This window comes from Stenotrophomonas sp. STEN021, from assembly GCF_056760175.1.
The window spans coordinates 21,785-41,652 of sequence record NZ_JBRREH010000004.1; the positions used below are offsets into that span (position 1 = coordinate 21,785).

13 protein-coding genes are annotated in these 19,868 nt (G+C 64.3%); 5 read left to right on the top strand and 8 right to left on the bottom strand.

The features are described from left to right. Window positions 1–15 precede the first annotated feature (15 nt). The 6 genes from ACVOL0_RS01485 to ACVOL0_RS01510 all read right to left on the bottom strand — a co-directional run bounded on the left by ACVOL0_RS01485 (window position 16) and on the right by ACVOL0_RS01510 (window position 13,087). Complete coding sequence (locus ACVOL0_RS01485; RefSeq protein ID WP_481547573.1) at window positions 16–2,886, bottom strand: TIM-barrel domain-containing protein; 2,871 nt, start codon at window positions 2,884–2,886, stop codon at window positions 16–18. Between the two features lie 52 nt (window positions 2,887–2,938). Continuing rightward, window positions 2,939–4,630: a DUF5597 domain-containing protein gene (locus ACVOL0_RS01490; protein ID WP_481547574.1), complete on the bottom strand. Its 1,692-nt coding sequence runs from the start codon at window positions 4,628–4,630 to the stop codon at window positions 2,939–2,941. A gap of 38 nt (window positions 4,631–4,668) precedes the next feature. Further along, window positions 4,669–6,573, bottom strand: a complete 1,905-nt coding sequence (locus ACVOL0_RS01495) for a sialate O-acetylesterase (RefSeq protein WP_481547630.1) — start codon at window positions 6,571–6,573, stop codon at window positions 4,669–4,671. Between the two features lie 14 nt (window positions 6,574–6,587). Then, window positions 6,588–8,861 (bottom strand): cellulase, encoded by a 2,274-nt coding sequence (locus ACVOL0_RS01500; protein ID WP_481547575.1) that lies wholly within the window; start codon window positions 8,859–8,861, stop codon window positions 6,588–6,590. Window positions 8,862–8,889: 28 nt separating this feature from the next. Next, window positions 8,890–11,826 (bottom strand): TonB-dependent receptor, encoded by a 2,937-nt coding sequence (locus ACVOL0_RS01505; protein ID WP_481547576.1) that lies wholly within the window; start codon window positions 11,824–11,826, stop codon window positions 8,890–8,892. Window positions 11,827–12,133: 307 nt separating this feature from the next. Continuing rightward, window positions 12,134–13,087, bottom strand: a complete 954-nt coding sequence (locus ACVOL0_RS01510; protein ID WP_481547577.1) for a LysR substrate-binding domain-containing protein — start codon at window positions 13,085–13,087, stop codon at window positions 12,134–12,136. A 245-nt stretch (window positions 13,088–13,332) separates the two neighbouring features. Between ACVOL0_RS01510 and ACVOL0_RS01515 the strand changes: the two genes are divergently transcribed. From ACVOL0_RS01515 to ACVOL0_RS01535, 5 genes are read left to right on the top strand one after another with little or no spacing between them, the layout of a single operon-like run. Continuing rightward, entirely contained in the window at window positions 13,333–14,067 is a 735-nt protein-coding gene (locus ACVOL0_RS01515) for an SDR family oxidoreductase (RefSeq protein ID WP_481547578.1), read from the top strand. Between the two features lies 1 nt (window position 14,068). After that, the gene (locus ACVOL0_RS01520; RefSeq protein WP_481547579.1) at window positions 14,069–14,686 is read left to right on the top strand and encodes a 2-dehydro-3-deoxy-6-phosphogalactonate aldolase; all 618 of its coding nucleotides are present in this window, start codon (window positions 14,069–14,071) and stop codon (window positions 14,684–14,686) included. Further along, the gene (dgoD, locus tag ACVOL0_RS01525; RefSeq protein ID WP_481547580.1) at window positions 14,683–15,834 is read left to right on the top strand and encodes a galactonate dehydratase; all 1,152 of its coding nucleotides are present in this window, start codon (window positions 14,683–14,685) and stop codon (window positions 15,832–15,834) included. Before ACVOL0_RS01520 ends, dgoD begins: the two co-directional genes overlap by 4 nt. Next, the gene (locus ACVOL0_RS01530) at window positions 15,831–16,748 is read left to right on the top strand and encodes an SMP-30/gluconolactonase/LRE family protein (RefSeq protein ID WP_481547581.1); all 918 of its coding nucleotides are present in this window, start codon (window positions 15,831–15,833) and stop codon (window positions 16,746–16,748) included. Before dgoD ends, ACVOL0_RS01530 begins: the two co-directional genes overlap by 4 nt. After that, the gene (locus ACVOL0_RS01535; protein ID WP_481547582.1) at window positions 16,745–17,656 is read left to right on the top strand and encodes a 2-dehydro-3-deoxygalactonokinase; all 912 of its coding nucleotides are present in this window, start codon (window positions 16,745–16,747) and stop codon (window positions 17,654–17,656) included. Before ACVOL0_RS01530 ends, ACVOL0_RS01535 begins: the two co-directional genes overlap by 4 nt. A 398-nt stretch (window positions 17,657–18,054) precedes the next feature. On the opposite strand, the gene ACVOL0_RS01540 is transcribed toward ACVOL0_RS01535, so the two are convergent. After that, window positions 18,055–18,246 carry a hypothetical protein gene (locus tag ACVOL0_RS01540; protein WP_481547583.1) on the bottom strand — a complete coding sequence of 64 codons (192 nt, stop codon included), beginning with the start codon at window positions 18,244–18,246 and terminating at the stop codon, window positions 18,055–18,057. A 2-nt stretch (window positions 18,247–18,248) separates the two neighbouring features. After that, the gene (locus ACVOL0_RS01545; protein WP_481547584.1) at window positions 18,249–19,760 is read right to left on the bottom strand and encodes an FAD-dependent oxidoreductase; all 1,512 of its coding nucleotides are present in this window, start codon (window positions 19,758–19,760) and stop codon (window positions 18,249–18,251) included. Window positions 19,761–19,868 lie beyond the last annotated feature (108 nt).

Here is a 19,868-nt window from a genome sequence, read left to right on the forward strand (position 1 = left end):
ACTCGGCTGCCGCTGTCAGCGGGCCGCCGGACGGGTGATGGCCTGCGCCTTGCCGTCGTAACGCACCACCACGTCGGCCTTGGGCTCCAGCGTGCCGATGCCGTCACGCGGGCCATCGACCCAGCGCACGCGCAGCTCGCGCTTGTCCTGCATGCCCGGGTAACTGCCCTCGCGCGCACCGATGCTCAGCACGCCCTTGGCCTGGTCCCACTGCAGCGCGATGCGGCTGGACTGGCCACGCTCGTAGCCATAGTTGCGGCCGTTGTCCTCGTACAGCGAGAAGCTGCCGTCGGCGCCGGTATAGACCTCGATGGTGACCGGTGCGTTGGGCTGCTCGTCGACGTACTGCTGGACCACGGTGCGCGGGACGATGGAGCCGGCACGCACGAACAACGGGCTGCGCTCCAGCGGTGCTGCAGCGGTGATGGTCTGGCCGCCTGCATGACGTTCGCCGGTGTTGAAGTCGATCCAGCTGGTACCGGCCGGCAGGTAGACCTGGCGGCTGGTGGCCTTGAACTCGGTCACCGGCGCGACCAGGAAGGCCGGGCCGAACAGGTACTGGTCGGCGATGTCACGCACCTTGGGGTCGGCCGGGAAGTCCATCGCCATCGCACGTAGGATGGTGCCGTCCTTCTGCCAGGTATCGCCGGCCAGGGTGTAGATATAGGGCAGCAGCGTGTAACGCAGCTTCAGGTAGTGCACGAAGCTGTTGTAGTGCGGCGTGCCCTCCGGGGCGATTTCCCATATCTCGCGGTACGGGAACTGGCCGTGCAGGCGGAATACCGGCACGAAGGCGCCGTACTGGAACCAGCGCAGGCTCATCTCGCGCCACTCCGGCAGGTGCGCCGGGTCCTTGTCGATGAAGCGCTGCTCCGGTGCGAAGCCACCGATGTCGAAGCTGACGTTCGGCGCACCGGCCATCGAGGCATTGACCAGGCCGGAGATCTGCTCACGCATGTCGTCCCAGCGCGGCACGATGTCACCGCTCCAGAATGCCGCACCGGCGCGCTGCTGGCCGGCGAAGTAGGCACGCGAGAGGATGAACACACGCTTGTCCGGATCGACCTCGCGCGAGCCTTCGTACACGCCTTCGGAATGCACCAGCGGGTACGAGTTGAAGTACTCCACCGAGGAACCGATCGCGGTCGGCGTGGTGCGCGCCTTGCGCTCGCCGATGTCGATATTGCTGTGCAGGTCCGGCTCGGAGGCGTCCAGCCACCAGGCGTCGATGCCACGGCTGTTGAGCTTCTCGTTGACCTGCCGCCAGAAGATGTCGCGGCCCTTCTGCGAGTACGGGTCGTAGAAGGAATTCAGGTAGCCCTTGCCGATCCAGTCCAGCTCGCCGACTTCGACGTTGCGGTGGTACATGGCACCGGCGGCGTCGAGTTCCTTGTAGTTGGCGGTGGTCGGGTAGAACTTCGGCCACACCGAAATCATGATCTGCGCGTTCTGGTCGTGCACGTGCTTGATCATGCCGGTCGGGTCCGGGAAGTTCTTGCTGTCGAAGTCGTGCGAACCCCAGGCGTCCTCCGGCCAGTACGACCAGTCGAGCACGATGGCGTCGATCGGCAGCTTGCGGCGGCGGTACTCATCCAGCGCACCAGTCAGCTCGTCCTGGGTCTTGTAGCGCTCGCGGCTCTGCCAGAAGCCATACGACCACTTCGGCAGCAGCACGGCCTTGCCGGTCAGTTCGCGGTAGCCGGCGATCAGTTCGTCGGCATTGCTGCCGGCAACCACGTAGTAGTCGATCATCTGCCCGGCTTCGGACCAGATCGAAAGCTCATTGGCCTCGGCGGCGGGCAGCGGGTCGCGATGCAGCAGCGCGATATAGGCCGGATCGATCGCGTCCCATTCCACCTTCACCTGGTGCTTCTGGCCCGCCTGCAGGTCCAGCGCGAACTCGTGGTGCCACGGGTTCCAGTTCTGCCGCCAGCGATCGATCACCAGCTTGCCGTCGATGTAAACCTTGGCGTACTCGCTGTTGTACATCGAGAACGTGTGGCGCCCGCCCTGCCTGGCTTCGATGGCGCCTTCCCACACCACCTGGGTACGGCCGCCCTGGGCCTTGTTCCAACCGTCCGCGGGCAGCGCCTTCAGGTCCTTGATGTACTGGTAGTTGATCTCGTTCTCGCGGCGTACCACGCGCTGCTTGCCGTCGAACGAATAGGTCGCGGTGAATGCACCCGGCTTGCCCTGCGCGTCATAGACCACCAGGTCTTCCTGCAACGGACGCAGGCCCTTGGGATCGCCGTAGCGGGTGATCGAGTTGTTGTCCCAGAGGATGCCGTAGTTGCGGCTGGAGATCAGGTAGGGAATGGCGTTGTCGATATTGTGCTGGAGCAGTTCGACATCGCGACCCTTGAGGTTCATCCAGCCCTGCTGGTGCAGGCCGGTGCCGTACAGCGCTTCGCCTTCGACCGAATCGAAGCGCTGGCGCAGGCTGTACATCGGCTTGCCTTCCACCTGCTCGGCGCTGAAATCACGCGTTGCAGCCGACTCAGCAAGCAGCGGCTTGCCGGCAGCGTCGAAGAAGCTGACGCGGCCATCGGCCAGGGCTACCTGCGCGGAGATACCTGCGGCCTTCAGGGTCACTGCGCTGGCGTCCTGGCTGAGCACGAATGCCGGCACCGGCGCGCTGTTGGCCACGCGCATCAGGCTGGGGCTGCGCTGGAAATCACCATCCACGTCCGCGCTGACACGCACGATGCGGTCGTCCACCAACTGCAGGCGCACATCGGCGGCCTTGGCATCGGCCGGGCGCACGATCACGCCATCGGCCTGGCGCTCCACGGTCTGTGCCGATGCGGCCAGCGGCGCCATCGCGGCGGCCACGGCCAGTGCCAGCAGGCTGGTGCGCAGCCGCGCGTGCTTGTTCTGCAACATCATTGGATCTCCCTCCGTTGGGGCGCCTGGCTGGCGCCTTGCTGTATGCGACTGCTCAGTACGTGGCCAGCTTCACCCGCAGCAACTGCGGTGCGCTGGAGAAATTGAGGCCGTAATCGGTCTGGTCACCGTTCCAGCGGCGGCGGAACGTCCACTCGCCGTCGACATAGGTGCCTTCATCCACCGAGTGGTAGATCTGCCGTTCGGCCACCGCCGGATCGGCCGCCACCAGGCTGATGCGCGCGTGCGCACCGGTGACCAGGAATTCATCCGCAGCCAACTGCACCACCAGCGCCCGGCCAATCGGCTCGGGGTTGCCCGGCGGCTCGCCCTGGAACCAGAACTGCGGCACGCCATAGGTGATTACCGCGTTCCACTTGTCGTCGATCTTCAGGGTCTGCACGGCCTGCCCTGGCTGCTCGGCGGTGGCGCGCACCTTGCCCTCGAAGCTGGCCTTGGCGATCACCCCGGCAGCCGGCGCCACCAGGCGATAGTTGAGCGCGAACGGCTCCAGCGTCTCCGGATTCATGGCCCGTGCGCCGAGTGGATAGTTGGAGTACCTGGAGTAGTCGATGCCGAACGGCGACCAGCCGATGGCCTGGTGACCCAACGCGGAGAAGAAATAACGCGCGTACTCCTCGCGGTTGCCGGTCTCGGCGACGAACAGCGGATTGTCGGCGCGCGAATAGCGCTCCAGCACCGTGGTGTACATCGTGTACTCGGGCATGTAGATGTCCGGTGCCAGCAGGTCGATGTTCGGCCCTGCTGCCTTGTACACGTCCAGCACGTTGTCGGTGGGGCCACCGCTGGCGTACTGGCCGGGCTGGCCCGGGTTGAACGGGCCGCGCAATGCTGCATTGACCAGCATCGGCAGGTTGTATTCCGCCTTGCCGGCGGCAGCGACCTGGTCGATGTAATGGGCGATATGCCAGGCATGGAAGAACTCGTCGGCATCGGCACCAAACACGTCACGCCACGTCCCCGGCTGCTTGCCCAGCTTCTTCAGCAAGGCCTCGGGCACGGCCGCATCGAAATCCTTCTGCGCAAGCGGCGAGAAGTCACGCACGCTGCCATAGGTGCCCGGCTCGTTCTGCGGCTGCACCATGATCACGGTGTGCTGCGGGTCCTTGGCCTTCAGGTGACGCATCAGCTGCACGAAGGCCTTGCGGTCTGCCTCAAGGGTTGCCGGTGCATGCGGCGACAACGAGTTGAGGGTGCGGCCATCGGCGGTGATCACGCGTGGGAAGCGCTGGTTGTCCAGCTTCACCCACTCCGGCGCGTAGTTCGGGCCGTTGTTCTTCCAGGTGGCGAACCACAGCAGGATCAACCGCACTTTCTTTTCGCGGGCCTGCTCCAGCAGGGTATCGACGAAGGCGAAATCGAACTCGCCCTCCTTGGCTTCCACCTGCTCCCAGCCTACCGGCACCATCACCGTGTTCGGCTTGACGATGTCGATGGCCGGCCATACGTCGTCCAGCGCCTGCGGGTAGTTGCTGGAGTTGTTGACCTGCGCGCCAAGGATCAGGAACGGCTTGCCATCGACGAACAAGGCATGGCGACCATTCTCGGTGACCACGCGCGGCAGTTCCGCTGCTGCGGCCGAGGTCGCGGCTGCAGCCTTGGCTTCGCCACCTTGCGCTGCGGGTGCGTCCGGGCTGGCGCCGCCACAAGCAGCCAACAGCAATGCCATCGCGGTTGCGAGCAAGCCACCGGTGACCGGCGCGGAACGTTGGGAAGTCAGCTTCATGGTCGTTTCCTTTTGCTTCATGCAGGTAGTCCGCACGGTCATGGCCCGGTGCGGAAAGGCGACGCCGGCAAGCCGGTGGCACCTGTCAGGTTGGCGCCCTGCGCGGTATCGCTCCAGCCGTAGCGTGCGGCCACCGGCGCCTTCACTGCGCTGCTCTGCAGGATCACCCGGTTGCCATCGATGCGTGCCTGCGCGCGATGGAAATGCCCATCACTGCCAGCAACCTCAAAGCCCTTCAGTTCACCGCCACCGCCTACCTGCAACGGCGCAGCGCCCGCGTCGAAACGCAGCACCACGCTGCTGCCCTGCACGTCATGGCCGACGTAGCCCGGGCCGGACGCAACCACCGTGCTGTCGCCATAAACCAGCTTCCCTGCGGCCAGCGCCAGACGGTCGCCAACGGTGCGCTTGTTGCGCGGGTGGATGTCGTGCACATCACCAACGTCGGTGATCACCACCTGGGCGGTGGCTGGCAATGCCAGTGCCGTGCCCTGCGATTCGCGCAGCAGCGCCCACGGGCTCTCGATCGCTACATCGTCGGCATTACGCTTGTCCGCACCGGACGAGAACGGTGCCAGTTGCACCCACAGGAACGGCAGCGCAGGTGCCTTCCACTGTGCGCGCCATTGCGTGATCAATGCCGGGAACTGCTGTCGGTACTTCTGCGCCTGCGGCAAGGTGTTGGCGTTGGATTCGCCTTGGTACCAGAGCACACCACGCACGCCGTAGTCCTGCAGCGGATGGATCATCGCGTTGTAGAGCAGGGTTGGATGCTGGTTCTTGTCATCGACCAGCGCGACCTGTGCGCTCTCGACGCGGAAGCTCCAGCCATCCAGCGCACGTGCGGCCGCGCCCTGCGGCTGCACGAATACTTCGCTGGCTTCGCCGTGGATGCCACCCCCGCCGCCGAAGTCCTGCACACGCACTGCAACATGGTTGAGCCCGGCATGCAATGCGGACGCAGGCACGCTGTAGCGACGCGCCAGGTTGTACTGCAGCTTGGTTTCGCCGACCTGCTGGCCGTTGACCCAGGTGGTATCACTGTCATCGATGCGGCCCACGCCCAGGGTCACGCCCCTGGCGGCCTCATCGGAACTGAGGCGGAAGCTGGCGCGGTACCAGGCAACGCCGTCCATGCCATTCCAGCCCTGGCTTTCCCACAGGCCGGGCACGGTGATGGTGGTCCACTGCGTCGCATCGACATCGGCCTCATGCCAGTGGCTGGCATCGGCCGGCAGCTGCGGCCAGCGCGCAAGGTTGGCGTGGGTTACCTGCAGCGCCTTGGTGTCGGCCTCGCGCAGTGCAGCCGCCTGCGCGGCCAGCGCGGCGCTGTCCAGGCCCTGCGTTGCTGCATCACTCCAGGCTTCGATGGTGCTGCCGCCCCAGGTACTGTCGATGATGCCGACCGCAACACCAGTGCGCGCACGCAGCTGTTGCGCGAAGTAATACGCTACTGCCGAAAAGTCGCCGGCGGTCCGCGGCGTTGCCTGCCGCCAGTCGCCACCAGTGAGCTGCCACTGCGGTGCACCGGCCCACGACTTGGGAATCTTGAAATGGCGGATCAGCGGATCATTGGCAGCTGCTATCGCTGCATCGGCGCCATCGGTCTGGGCCAGTGGCCATTCCATGTTGGACTGGCCCGAGGCCAGCCACACTTCACCGACGTAGACGTCACGCAACTGCTTTGGCGCAGCCTTGTCGTCGATGCTCAGCACATACGGGCCGCCAGCCGGTAGCGCGGCCAACTGCGCACGCCAGTTGCCGTCGGCAGCGGCCTTCACCGTCACCTGCCTGCCCGCGAAATCGATGCGTACCTGTGCACCCGGTGCAGCCTTGCCCCATACAGGCACGGGCTGGTCACGCTGCAGCACCATGCCGTCGGCGAATACGCGCGGCAGCTCAACTGCCTGTGCACTGCTGGCAAGCGCTGCCAGGCCCATCATTGCGAACAACGGTTTCAATTCGATTCTCCGTACCAGATGCCACGGCCTTCGGTGCCGAAATAGACGCGGCCGGGAATACGCGTATCACCGGTGACGTGACGGATCACGCCGCCAAAGCGTTGCGCGTCGTTGTCGATGCGGGTCCAGCGACGGCCACCGTTGTCGGAGCGATACAGCCCACGCTTGCCGGCCATCTCGCCGAATACGAACAGCACCGGCGCGTCACCGTCCTTGAGCGGCTTGCCCAGCCCGACCGAGAACACGTTGTCCAGACCTTCCACACGGCGCAGCTTGCCCGGCGACCAGTGCAACAGCCCACGCCAGCCGGCGGCGACCCAGGCCTCGCCGGCCTGCCACGGATTCGGGCGGATCTCGGCACGGAACCAATCACCCACCGCGCCGACGCCGGCCTCGGCTTGACGGAATTCCACGCCGCCGTCGCCACTGACATATAGCGCGCCACTGACCGGATCGAAGCCGTAGTACACGCCGGCCTCCAGCTTGTCCGCTTCCACCACCGCATTCTTCGGCAGGCCCTTCACCGCCTGCCAGCGGCCGCCGAAGTCGGCGCTGAGCCAATGGCCGCCATTGCGGGTCTGCCAGATCACCCGCTTGCCATCGGCGGCCAGGGTGATGCGGCCAGCACCCTCACCATCCGGCGGCTCATGCGCGAACGCCGTCCAGCTGTGTCCGCCATCCTTCGACCACGCCGCGCGCACTGCGCCTTCAGGGCGATCATGGAAATAGCCGGTACGCACCATCAGCTGCGGTGCCAGCCCGGCGTAGGCAAGGCTTTCAGTATTGGAGAAACGCACGCCGGCAAACCGCTGCTGTGGTGTGTCCAGATCGTCGTGCACGAAGCCGTCGATGTCACCCAGACCACTGACCAGGTGGGCGCCCTGCGGTGGGCTGACCAACGCCAGTGGAACGGTCTCCTCGAAACCTGCCAGCGGGAAACGCCAGGTGAGGCGCTTGCCTTCGTCGAAGCTGCGCAGGTCGCGCGTATCCCAGATGCCGTAACCGGTAACGAACTGCAGGTGGCCGGCATCGTGCGGGTCAATGGCCAGCACGCCGATCCAATGCGGTCGTGCCTCCGCCGTCCACGGTGCATATGAATGATCGAAGTCGGCGCGTGTGGACAAGGCAGTCCAGCTGCGGCCGCCATCTACGCTGCGGAAGATGTCATCGTGCGGCGCAAAGCGGTTGAAGGTGCTGGCGACAATGCGCTGTGGGTCCTGCGGGTCCACCGCCACCGCGCCCCAGCCAAAGCCATCGCCCTGCAGGTCGGTGGACTGCGGCACCGGAGTGATGTCGGTCCATGCACCGTCGCGCGGATCAAAGCGCCACAGCGCACCGTTGTTCATGCTGTTGGGGCCGGGCTGGTCGCCATAGCTCAGCAACCAGCGGCCCAGGCTGTCTCGCACCATGTGGTTGGGGCGCAAGCCGGTCGGCTGGCCCGGCACTGCCTGCCAGCTGCTGCCGGCATCGTCGGAGCGGAACAGCGCGGCCTGCTGGGTCGAGACGCCGGCGTATACCGTGCCCGACGCACCGTCGCCGCCCTTGCTGCTCGGCTCGAAATTGATGAAGGCCACGCCAATGGCCTGCGCCCCGTTCCAGCTCGGTGCCGTGGCCGCCGAGGATTTGGCGATTGCCGGGAACGACTTCAACTCGCTCCAGCTGATGCCTCCGTCGCCGCTGCGCCAGACGCCGTTGGCACGGGTGCCGAACAGCAGCACCTTGCCGTCGTTCGGGTCCACCGCCAGGCGCTCGCCATTGGCGCGGCCAAGTTCATTGCCGCCCATCTTGAACGGCAGTTCGGTGCGCTGGAAACTCCGCCCGCGGTCGCTCGAACGCAGGATCACGCCATTGCTGCCACGCGCGTGCAGATAGGTACCCACCGCTAGGTACAGGCGATCGGGATCGGCCGGATCAACGGCCATGCTTTCCACGCCGAAGCGGCCCTGGTCGCTGGCATCCATCCAATCCAGCAATGGTTGCCAGCGCTGCTGCGCCGGCTCCCAGCGGTAGGCGCCACCGATATCGGTGCGCGCGTACTGCAGCCCCTGTTGCTGCGGGTGGAAGACCAGCCCGGTGACGAAGCCGCCGCCGCCGATGGCGACGTTGTGCCACTGGTACTCAGGTTCCGCAGCAGCTTGCGCTGCCGGGATGCAGACCACGGTTGGCAGCAGCAATGCCGCTGCCGCCAACCATCGCCGCAGATATCCTGCGCTGCTGGTAGCCGCCTGCCGCTGCGTGCCACCCGTGTTGAAGCGCCTGATACCTGCCATACCGCACCTCCGTCTACCCAAGCCGCGTTTACAGATCCAGGTTGGCCCGGATGCTCATGCCGTAACGGCGATCATTGATGTACCAGCCATTCGGACGACTGCTGCTGCCGTAGTAGTCCGAACGCACCTCGTCGAGCAGGTTGGTGCCGTCAATCGTCAGCGACCAGATCTCGTTGAGGTTGATGCGCAGCGAGGCATCCAGCTGGCCGGTGGCGTCGTGGTACTGCGGCACGTGGCCGGCATTCGGCGGACGCGTGGTGACCAGCCAGGTATCACGCCAGTTGTAGGCGGCGCGGAACGAGACGCGGGACTTTTCGTACATCAGCACCACGTTGTAGCTGTTCTTGGACAGGCCTTCCAATGGCAGGTAGGAGATTTCCACGCCATCGGTGCCTGCCGCATCCGGTGCCGGCGCCTTGCTGTCCACATAGGTGTAGTTGGCTTCAAAGCCCAGGCCATCAAGCGCGCCCGGCAGGAAGGTGAAGAACTGGCGGTAGCCAAGCTCCAGACCCTTGATCTTGCCGTCCTTGCCGTTGGAGCGCGTCTGCAGCTGGAACTCGCGCACGCACTCGGCACTGACGCAGGCGCGGGTTTCGCCGGTGGTCGAACCTTCCAGCGGCACGTCGAAGTTGGCGTCGTAATAGTTGGCCGCGATGGTGTCGTAGTAGTAGAAGCCCTTCACCTTCTTGTAGAATGCGGTGCCGTACAGCATCGAGCCCTGGCCGAAATACCATTCCAGCGAGGTATCGAACTGGTTGGAATACATCGGCTTCAGGTAAGGATTGCCACGGCTGGCATAGGACACGCCACCGGTATTGAAGTCGAAGAAGGTGTCGTTGAGGTAGACGTAGGGATCGAGCAGATCGAAGTCCGGGCGCGACATCGCACGCGAGGCGGCCACGCGCCACTGCAGGCTGTCGGTCAGGAACATGCGGAAGTTCAAGCTCGGCAGAACATCGGTATAGGAGTTGGTGACGTCGATCTTCGCGACTTCGTTCGACGGCGAGTTCTGCTCCAGCTCGTAGCCCTTGACCGAGGTTTCGGTGCGCACCACGCGTACGCCAACGTTGGCATCCCAGCGGAAACGCGCATCATCCTGGCCCAGCCGCAACATCGCATAGGCGGCGTAGGTGTTTTCGGTGTAATCGCGGATGTCGGTGGTCGGGTTGTAGGCAACCGGATCGTGGCCGAACATGCGCACGGTATTTTCGTAATCGGCAACCATCTGGTCACAGGCCACGTAGCCGGTTGGCAGGCCGCTGGCGCCACGGAAATGGTCGGTGAACGGGAACAGCCGGTAGCAGGCGTTCGGATAGTCCTTGAATGGTGCCGCCGAGAAACTGCCCCATGCATTGTCGGTGCCGGCTGGGGCGATCTTCTGCCAGTTCCAGCCCGAGCTGCGGGTAATGGCCGAGCGGTCGGTGTAACGCACGCCCATGCGCAGGTCGTTGAGCAGATCGCTGTCGAGGAAATCCCAGCGCAGGTCGGCGCGCCAGGAGAACTGGTCGGCGTCGTTGTTGTCGCGCTTGTCCAGGTGCGAGTACCAGCCACCGTAGTTGCTGATGTCGCTCATGTAGCCGTCGATCGGCTTGCCGGTGTCACGGTCCAGCACGGTCACGGTCGGGTACTTGCCGGTCATGTCCACGCGTACCGGCGGTACGCCGTAAAGACCTGACCAGCCGCGCCAGTCATCCGGATCCACCTGGCCGGCCAGCAGATCAACCCAGTAGTTGACGCTCTCGGTGGTGGCATCGATGTACTGGAAGTCGGTGGACAGGTGCAGGTTGTCGTTGACCTGCCACTTGCCGCCCAATGCAAGATCGGTGGTGACCGAGTTGCGCCAGTCCATGCGCGAGGTGGTGGTCACCAGCGCATTGTTGAAGGTGCCGTATTCGAACTCACCGTTGCCATCGAAGCCGAACGGGTCGTTGAAGTTCTCATAGCCGGGAATGCTCGGCGAGACGAAGCCCCAGCCGTTGCCGGACCAGTTCACCAGGTCCTGGGTGTTGTTGTTGAGGTTGCCCACGCGCACGCTGTATTCGCGGTTGCGGAACTTGTAATCCGAGCGCAGGCCGGTGGCGTACAGCTCGATGTCGTCGTTGGGTTTCCACTGCAGGGCGATGTACTGGCCGTCGCGCTCGCGGTCACCGAAGTGGCTGTACATGCCGACTTCGCTGGGTACCACTACTTCCTTGCCTTCATAACCGGGCACATCGTCATAGGCCAGGTAGCTGCCCATGTTGATGCGATCTTCGCGGTACTGGCCTTCCTGGTGGGCGATGTTGAACAGCACGCCGAACTCGCCGGCATTGGTATTCCAGCGGTTGGAGAACAGGAACGAGGCCGAGGGCTGCACCGAATCGCGCAGGTCCCACTTGTTGACGGTGAAGCTGCCGGACAGCTTCATGCCATCCTGATCGAACGGCATGCGCGTGCGCAGGTTGACCAGGCCACCGAGGCCGCCTTCGATCAACTCGGCGCTGGGGTTCTTGTAGACATCCACGCCACCCAGCAGTTCGGCCGGCACGTCTTCCCAGCTCAGCGCACGGCCGCTGTTGGCGGTGAAGATGTCACGGCCATTGAGCTCGCTGCGCACCTGGGTGAGGCCGCGCACCATGATGTCGCTGCCCTCGCCCTTGTTGCGGGTGATCTGCACGCCAGTGATGCGCTGCAGTGCCTCGGCGACGTTGTTGTCGGGCAGCTTGCCGATGTCTTCGGCAACGATTGAATCGACGATCTGGTCGCTGGTTTCCTTGATCACCTGCGCCTTGGTCAGGCTGCCACGGGTGCCGGTGACCTGGACTTTGTCCAGCTCGGTGGCTTTGGCGGGTGCGGCATCCTGGGCCTGTGCCGCTGCCGACAACAGCAGCGCGACACTCAGGGCAAGCATAGTGGGTTGCAGACCGGTACACGCACGACGGCGCGCACTATTGGCCACCGTAAGGCGGCGCTGGAACGTTGACATGAGTGTTCCCTCCCAGGACACATGGCGACGATTTGGTTTTTCCCAGCACCGACGTCATTGCGCCTTTGGCACCAGGTGAAGCAGGTTGAAAACCGCGTACTAACGCGCCCCGCAATGGCAAGGCACTCGACTAACCGCTCTTCACATCCTTCGTTGCCGGTGGATTTGCCTGCATCCCCTGTGCCTGCGACCACCGACCCTGATACCGATGGCCATTGACCACCACGGCGGCGAGCATAGGCGCGGGCATACATTCCCGACCAATGAAAAAATGCACAGGATGTATATCGGAAGTGAATACCCCGATTCAGGCGACCGGCGGATACAAGCGCCGCGCGGTCAGCCGCAACGCCTCGAGCACGCGCTCGGCGCCGGGAGAGAGCAACTGGTCACGGCGGCGGATGATGCCGAAGAACTCCATGCGCACGTCCAGTGCGATCGGCAAGACCAGCATCTGCCCGGTCTGCAGGTAGGGCGCGACCGACTCGGCCGGCAGCGCGGTCAACATGTCACTGTGCCGCAACAGATGGATGGTGACCGGCAGCGAGGTGGTCTCGACAATGTTCTGCGGCGGCACCAGCCCGTGCTCCAGGAACACCGCGTCCAGCCGCGAGCGCAGCACGCTGCCATCGGGCGGCATGATCCAGCCGTAGTCGACCAGGTCGCCGTAGCTGACGCGCTTGCGCGCGGCCAAGGGGTGGCCGGCGCGGACGATCACCGAGTGCGGCTCGTCCGCCAGCGGCTCGAACTCCAGTTCGCTGCTGCCCTCGGCGCCCATGATGCGGCCGACCACGATGTCGAGTTGACCGTCGAGCAGCTTGGCCACCAGCGGCCGGCTGTAATCCATCTCGATCCGGATCAGGATGTCGGGGAAGTCGCGCTTGAGCGCGGCCACCGCCTGCGGCACCAGGTTGGTACCGGGGTTGACCACCGTACCAATGGCGGCCTGGCCGGTGCGCCCGCTGCGCAGCGCGGCAATCTCATCCTGGGCGCGGCCGATTTCCGACAGCGCCGAGCGCGCGCGGCGGATCAACACCTGTCCATACCAGGTCGGCTCGACCCCACGTGCGTGCCGCTCGAACAACGGCACCCCCAGCAGGTCTTCCATTTCCGCCAGCAGCTTGGACGCCGCCGGCTGGGTCATATTGGCCGCCTCGGCCGCGCGCAGCACCGAGCGCTGCTCGTAGAGATGCAGCAACAGCAACAGATGCCGGGTCTTCAAACGGGTGGCGTTGAACCAGCCGGTGGTGGGTTGAACCATGCGTGCCGATCCCCTCGACTGAGTAGCTATTCGCCCAGCGAATACATTACGACAAAAATTTCATTTGTCGCACATAGGTTCTCAGGCAAGGCTATGCCACGCTTCGGTCAGCAACGCTGCCGCCCTGCCGGGCCGGCGCGGCCCGTACTGACAGCAGGCTCCAGGGAGAAAGGGATGAAGGTTTCACGATCAGCCGGCGCCAGCAGCGCGGGCAGGTACCGCATTTGCCAAGCCGGAGGCCGGCGATGAGTGGGCGCCTGGCCGACAAGGTGGCGGTGGTGACCGGTGCCGCCAGCGGCATCGGCGCGGCCATTGCGCGCCTGTTCGTCAACGAAGGCGCACAGGTGATCGGCATCGACCTGACTCCTGGCGACGCTCACGGTTTCGAGCTGCTGCAGGGCGACATCACCGATGCCGCCGCGATGCGCAGCCTGATCGAAGCCACCCTCACACGGCACGGCCGCATCGATGTGCTGGTCAACAATGCCGGTGCCGATGTGTTCTCCGATCCGCTGGCGCTGGATGACGCGCAGTGGCAGCGCTGCTTCGCGCTGAACCTGGAAGGTGCCTGGCAGCTGTGCAAGGCCGTGTTGCCCGGCATGGTCGCGCAGCAGGCCGGTGCCATCGTCAACATCGCCTCGGTGCATGGCCACAAGATCATCCCCGGTGCGTTCCCGTACCCGGTAGCCAAACACGCATTGATCGGCATGACCCGCTCGCTCGGCATCGAGTACGCCGCGCAAGGCATTCGTGTGAACTCGATTTCGCCGGGCTTGATCCTGGTGCCGCGCATCGAAGCCTGGTTCGAGCGCGAGCCCGGCGCCCGCGAGCGCCAGACCGCCCTGCTGCCTCCCCGCCGCATCGGCAGGCCGGAAGAAGTGGCGTACACCGCACTGTTCCTGGCCAGCGACGAAGCGCGCTTCATCAACGCCACCGACATCCTGATCGATGGCGGCCGCTCACAGGTGTACCACGACTGACATGACCAGCCTGCCCTTCCAGTTGCCCCTGATCGCCATCCTGCGCGGCATCACACCTGGCGAGGTGGGCGCGCATGTCGATGCGCTGGTCGAGGAAGGTTTCGACGCGATCGAGATCCCCAGCAACTCGCCGGACTGGCAGCAGAGCGTGCAACGCAGCGTGCAACGCCACGGCCAGCGCGCCTGCATCGGCGCTGGCACGGTGGTGCTGCCCGAGCATATCGACGCCTTGCTGCGCGCCGGCGGCCGGCTGATGGTCACCCCCAATACCGACCCGCCGCTGATCCAACGCGCGGTTGCCGAAGGGCTGCTGGTGGCAGCCGGTTTCGCCACCGCCAGTGAAGCGTTCCTGGCACTGCGTGCAGGCGCGCAGATGCTGAAGTTGTTCCCCGCATCCATTCATGGCCCAGCACTGGTGCGTGCCCTGCGCAGCGTACTGCCGCCGGTTCCCCTTTTCGCCGTTGGTGGCGTCTCCCCCGGTACCTTGGCCAGCTATCTTTCCGCTGGTTGCCAGGGTGCGGGCACCGGCGGTGATCTTTATCAACCCGGCCAGTCGGTACAGGCCACGCGCGACAACGCACGTGCCTTCCGCCAGGCATATCTGGACTACTCGGCATGAAGATCGTGCGTCTGACCACCTACCAGGCCGCGCCGCGCTGGCTGTTCCTCAAGATCGAGACTGACGAAGGCATCACAGGCTGGGGCGAGCCGGTGATCGAAGGCCGTGCCGCTACCGTGGAAGCAGCCGTGCACGAGCTCGGCGATTACCTGACAGGCAAGGACCCGGCGCGCATCAACGACCTCTGGCAGGTGCTTTACCGCGGCGGCTTCTACCGCGGCGGCGCGATCCTGATGAGCGCCATCGCCGGCATCGACCAGGCGCTGTGGGACATCAAGGGCAAGGCACTGGGCGTGCCGGTCTACCAACTGCTCGGCGGCCTGGTGCGTGATCGCATGAAGACCTACCGCTGGGTTGGCGGCGACCGCCCGGCCGATATCGTCAACCAGATGCGGCATTACAAGTCACTGGGCTATGACACCTTCAAGTTCAACGGCACCGAAGAACTGAAGCTGATCGACAGCCCGCGTGCCGTCGACACCGCCATCGAGAAAGTCGCCACCATCCGCGACGCCCTCGGCAACAGCGTGGATTTCGGCATCGATTTCCACGGCCGGGTAAGTGCACCGATGGCGAGGGTGCTGCTGAAGGAACTGGCGCCTTACCGGCCACTGTTTGTCGAAGAGCCGGTATTGCCGGAGCAATGGGAGTACTACCGCCCACTGTCGGAGATCAGCAGCATTCCACTGGCAGCCGGCGAGCGCATGTATTCGCGCACCGAGTTCAAGCCGGTGCTGGCTGCCGGCGGCCTGTCCATCCTGCAGCCGGACCTGTCACATGCCGGCGGCATCAGCGAGTGCCACAAGATCGCTGCCATGGCCGAAGCGCATGACGTCGCGCTGGCACCGCATTGCCCGCTCGGACCGGTGGCGTTGGCTGCCTGCCTGCAGTTGGACTTCGTCGCCCACAGCGCGGTGCTGCAGGAACAGAGCATCGGCATTCATTACAACGAAGGCGCCGACCTGCTGGACTACGTCATCAACAAGGACGACTTCGCCTGCGATGCGGACGGTTGCATCGCCGCGCTACCCAAACCGGGACTGGGCGTGGAGATCGACGAAGCGCGCCTGATTGAAGCCAGCAAGAATCCGCCGCGCTGGCGCAATCCGCTGTGGCGCCACAGCGACGGCAGCGTGGCCGAGTGGTGAGTGCACAGACCTTGGAGCCGAACGTGGCCGACGCACGGCTGCTGGTGGACAGCCGTTGCGAGCTGGGCGAAGGCATCCTCTGGTGTGACCGCCGAAATGTGCTGTATTGGACCGATATTCTCGCCGGGCGGCTGTGGCGCTACGATCCGGCCAGCAATCGCAGCCACCAGTGGCAGCTGCATGAAGCGCTGGGCTGCCTCGCATTGGCAAGTGACGGCCGCCTGCTGTTGGGCTTGGCCAACGGCTTGTATGTTGCCGACCCGGAAGCACAGTTGCAGGACAGCGAGCTCAACCTGCAGCTACTGAGCCCGGTGGAAGCAGACAATCCCAATACCCGCATCAATGATGGTCGCGCCGACCGCCACGGCAACTTCGTGTTCGGCACCAAGAGCGACTACGCTGACGGACGTCGCGGTGGCAGCTTTTACCAATGGAGCGCCGGCAAAGGCGTGCGTCTTCTGCCGCTGCCACCTGCGACGATTCCAAACGCGATCTGCTTCAGCCCCGACGGTGAGCGCATCTATTTCTGCGACTCGCCACAAGCCAACATCATTGCTGGTCGCTACGACCCGCACAGCGCCCAGGTGGAAGAACTGGGGGCATTTGCCAGTTTGAGTGAACCTGGCATCGAACCTGACGGCGCCGTGGTCGACACCCATGGCCGTGTCTGGAACGCACAGTGGGGCGCGGGCCGGGTTACCTGCTATTCCGCCGCTGGCCGCATCGAGCAGGAGATCCGTATTCCCACCCAACACGCCTCCTGTTGCGTGTTGGCACCAGGCGCGCTGTACATCAGCAGCGCCCGCACCGGTCTGGATGCGGCTGCATTGACAGCACAGCCCTGCGCGGGCGGCATTTTTGTCTGGGAGCACCCGCAGTTGCAGGCAAGCGTGGACCGAGTGGTGTTGCCATGATCGCCGTTGACTGGGGCACCAGCAGCCTGCGCCTGTACCGCCTCGACGCCAACGGTCACGTCTGCGAGCGCCGCCGCAGTGAGCGCGGGCTGCAGGCGAGCAGCGGACAGTTCGAGGCCGTGCTGTCCGAAGAAATCGCTGGCTGGGACGACCCACTGCTGGTCCTGTCTGGCATGGTCGGCAGCCGCAGCGGCTGGCAGGAAGTACCCTACCTGCCATGTCCGGCCGGCATCGACAACCTCGCCACTGCCCTGGTGCCGTTGCAGGCACCCGCTTTGGCTGGGCGCGCGCTCTGGATAGTGCCAGGTGTAAGCGACACCGACAGCGATGCCGTACCCGATGTGATGCGCGGCGAAGAAACCCAATTGGCCGCGTTGTTGGCGGTGTTGCCGCGTGGCAACCATGTTGTCTGCCTGCCCGGTACGCATAGCAAGTGGGTTTCGATTGCTGACGGCCAGATACGTCGCTTGGCGACGGCGATGACGGGCGAGTTGTACGCCGTGCTGCGCAACCACAGCCTGCTTGGAAAGCTGATGCCGGAAGACGACAGCCGCTTCGACGCGTGGGCATTTGAAAGTGGACTCAAGCGCAGCAGGCAAAAGGGCGGGCTTCTGCACCACCTCTTCGGTGTGCGCACACTCGGCCTGTTCAACCAGCTGGAAGGCAGCGCCTTACCTTCGTACCTGTCCGGTCTGCTGATAGGTCACGAAATACTGTCTTCAGGCGTACTCGAACACACCCCGCGTTTGTCGCAGGTGCACCTGATTGGCAGTGACCGCTTGCTGGCGCTGTATGCGCAGGCGTTGATTTCCTGGGGCGTTGGAGTGCAGCGTCATCCGGAGGATCTGGCGGCGCGCGGCATGTATTCACTCTGGCAACGACGGCTGGAGTTGGGAAGCGATACCTGATTTGCAAGGCTGAGTAGCGGGTTTTGCTTGCGCAGGTTGCGCAGCGGATTTCGGTCCCGATGCTTTTCTGGATTTCCTTTACTTTGCTTTGGCTTTGGCTTTGGCTGTGGCTGTGGCTGTTGCTCTAGCTTTGGCCGTTGCTTTAGCCCTTCTCCCGCCTGCGGGAGAAGGGTTGGGATGAGGGGGCTTTGGCTTTGGGTTTTGCGGTAAAGCCCCTGCCGAACATGGCTCGGCACTACAGCTGATGCTTGACCTTGCGTCGATTCCCATCTACCGCGAGCGGGGCTTCAAGCAACTGCGAGGTGCTTCGCACCTTACCCTCTCCCCAACCCCTCTCCCGGCGGGAGATGGGCTTCAAACAGCAGCTCGGCTCGGCTCGACGCTGCACAGCGCTTGGCTTACTTCTTGAACAACAGCGCCAACACGCTCGGGCGCAGCGCCAACTTCATCATCTGCCGGAACTCTGCCGGCGTGAGACTGGTCTTGCACGGCAACATGCCAGCGACACCATCCATCACCAGCAAACCATCTTCGGCCCTCACGTCATTGATGCGCACGTCCAGCTTCATGGCGGGGGTAGCAACCTTCATGCTCAGCCCTCCCAGTTGCCAAGACCGACGATCTCACGACCCGCAGCACGCCCCGAGATCATCGCTTCGGTAAGGTAGGAACCGTTCTGGTACAGATCGGAGAACATAGAGCCCATCTCACCAGCTTCATACAAGCGCGGGATGTGCTTGCCATCATGATCCAGCACCTCGGACTTGATGTTGCGACGCGCGCCGCCGCCAGTGCACACGATCACCGGATCAACCCGCATGCCATAGAAGGGCGCCTGCATGATCGGATACAGAGTCTCCGGATTGCGCCCGAAATCGGCATCATTCTTCGCCGCGCAAGCCGCGTTGTAGCGCTCCACTTCCGCACGCAGCTTGGCCGGATCACGGTTGATCTTCACCGCCAGTTCTTCCAGCGTATCGGCCTTCTGTATCCAGCCCTTCTCCACTTCCACCGAGTTGTCATCGGACCACCTGTAGCCACGCACCACCGGGTTCCAGCTCATCACTTCCACCACCAGCTTGTTGTACTGGCAGGTAATGGCATCAAAGATCATATGCACCGGCTGCGCGCGGTAATGCGGGGTGTCCACCCAATGACCGTGCTTCTTTTCCTTGTAATGGGTGAGCTGCAGCTCGGCGGTCTCGTTGTAGAAGCGTTCGGTGTTCGCATCCACCTCGATCCAACTGAAGCTCTGCCAGAAGAAATTGCGCAGGAAGCCATTGACGAAGCCCTCCGGCTTGAAGCCCGGCCAGATACCGCCGGACTGCCCCTGGTTGCGCATATGCCACAGATCCGCGCCGGCTTTCTGCAGGATCTTGATGCCGTCGCCGGTGTTGTGCGGCGTACCCAGCGGTGCCGGATTGGCCAGGCCGAAGTAATTGCGCTGCATGTCCAGGTTGGCCTCAAAGCCACCGGTCGCCATCACCACGCCCTTATTGGCACGGATGGCCACGCGCTCGCCGTTCTGCTCGGCGATGACGCCGAATACTTCCAGCGTATCCGGGTCCTGCACCAGGTCCTTGAGCGGCGACTCATAGGCGATCTGGATGCGCGGGCGCAGGCGGATGTTCTCGCGGAAAGCCAGATAGACGCCGGACGGGATCGGCAGGATGGTGGCGGTGCAATGCACGGCCTCACGCGCACCAAACTCCGGGAACTCCAGCACCGCGTCGCGCTCGGAGAAACCGGTGCCGTGGATGAACTGCGCACCAGCCTGGGCCGCGCGCTCCTGGATCCACGGTTCCAGCGCTTCCATCGCCTCGGACCACGGCACCAGCATGTCTTCCGGGATCGGGTTGGCAACGCTCATCTTGCGTTGGTATTCGGCCAGCACCTTGGCGTTCTTGGTGATCAGCAGCGACTGCCCGGCCACCCGGCTGTTGCCGCCGGTCTCGGCCTCGTTGGCCTTTTCAAGGATGAGGATGGACAGGTTCGGGTCCAGGTCGTGCGCCTCGATGGCGGCACACATGGCCGCCAGGCCAAAGCCGGCGATGACGAGGTCGTACTGCTGGTCCCACTGTTTGACGGCGTTGCGACTGGCCATGGTTCCCCTCCCGGGAGATTGCGATACCCCGACTATCAGCGCCCTATCCCGACAACCGCCAACCAATTCGCGTACGATCCACAACCATTGGTTGTTACCACGTGCCGC

Excerpts from the sequence above, each read along its gene's own strand:
- ACVOL0_RS01490 (WP_481547574.1), bottom strand. The coding sequence starts at position 4,630 with ATGAAGCTGACTTCCCAACGTTCCGCGCCGGTCACCGGTGGCTTGCTC.
- ACVOL0_RS01500 (WP_481547575.1), bottom strand. The coding sequence starts at position 8,861 with ATGGCAGGTATCAGGCGCTTCAACACGGGTGGCACGCAGCGGCAGGCG.
- ACVOL0_RS01540 (WP_481547583.1), bottom strand. The coding sequence starts at position 18,246 with ATGAAGGTTGCTACCCCCGCCATGAAGCTGGACGTGCGCATCAATGAC.
- ACVOL0_RS01535 (WP_481547582.1), top strand. The coding sequence starts at position 16,745 with ATGATCGCCGTTGACTGGGGCACCAGCAGCCTGCGCCTGTACCGCCTC.
- ACVOL0_RS01545 (WP_481547584.1), bottom strand. The coding sequence starts at position 19,760 with ATGGCCAGTCGCAACGCCGTCAAACAGTGGGACCAGCAGTACGACCTC.
- ACVOL0_RS01485 (WP_481547573.1), bottom strand. The coding sequence starts at position 2,886 with ATGATGTTGCAGAACAAGCACGCGCGGCTGCGCACCAGCCTGCTGGCA.
- ACVOL0_RS01495 (WP_481547630.1), bottom strand. The coding sequence starts at position 6,573 with ATGATGGGCCTGGCAGCGCTTGCCAGCAGTGCACAGGCAGTTGAGCTG.
- dgoD (WP_481547580.1), top strand. The coding sequence starts at position 14,683 with ATGAAGATCGTGCGTCTGACCACCTACCAGGCCGCGCCGCGCTGGCTG.
- ACVOL0_RS01520 (WP_481547579.1), top strand. The coding sequence starts at position 14,069 with ATGACCAGCCTGCCCTTCCAGTTGCCCCTGATCGCCATCCTGCGCGGC.
- ACVOL0_RS01510 (WP_481547577.1), bottom strand. The coding sequence starts at position 13,087 with ATGGTTCAACCCACCACCGGCTGGTTCAACGCCACCCGTTTGAAGACC.
- ACVOL0_RS01505 (WP_481547576.1), bottom strand. The coding sequence starts at position 11,826 with ATGTCAACGTTCCAGCGCCGCCTTACGGTGGCCAATAGTGCGCGCCGT.
- ACVOL0_RS01515 (WP_481547578.1), top strand. The coding sequence starts at position 13,333 with ATGAGTGGGCGCCTGGCCGACAAGGTGGCGGTGGTGACCGGTGCCGCC.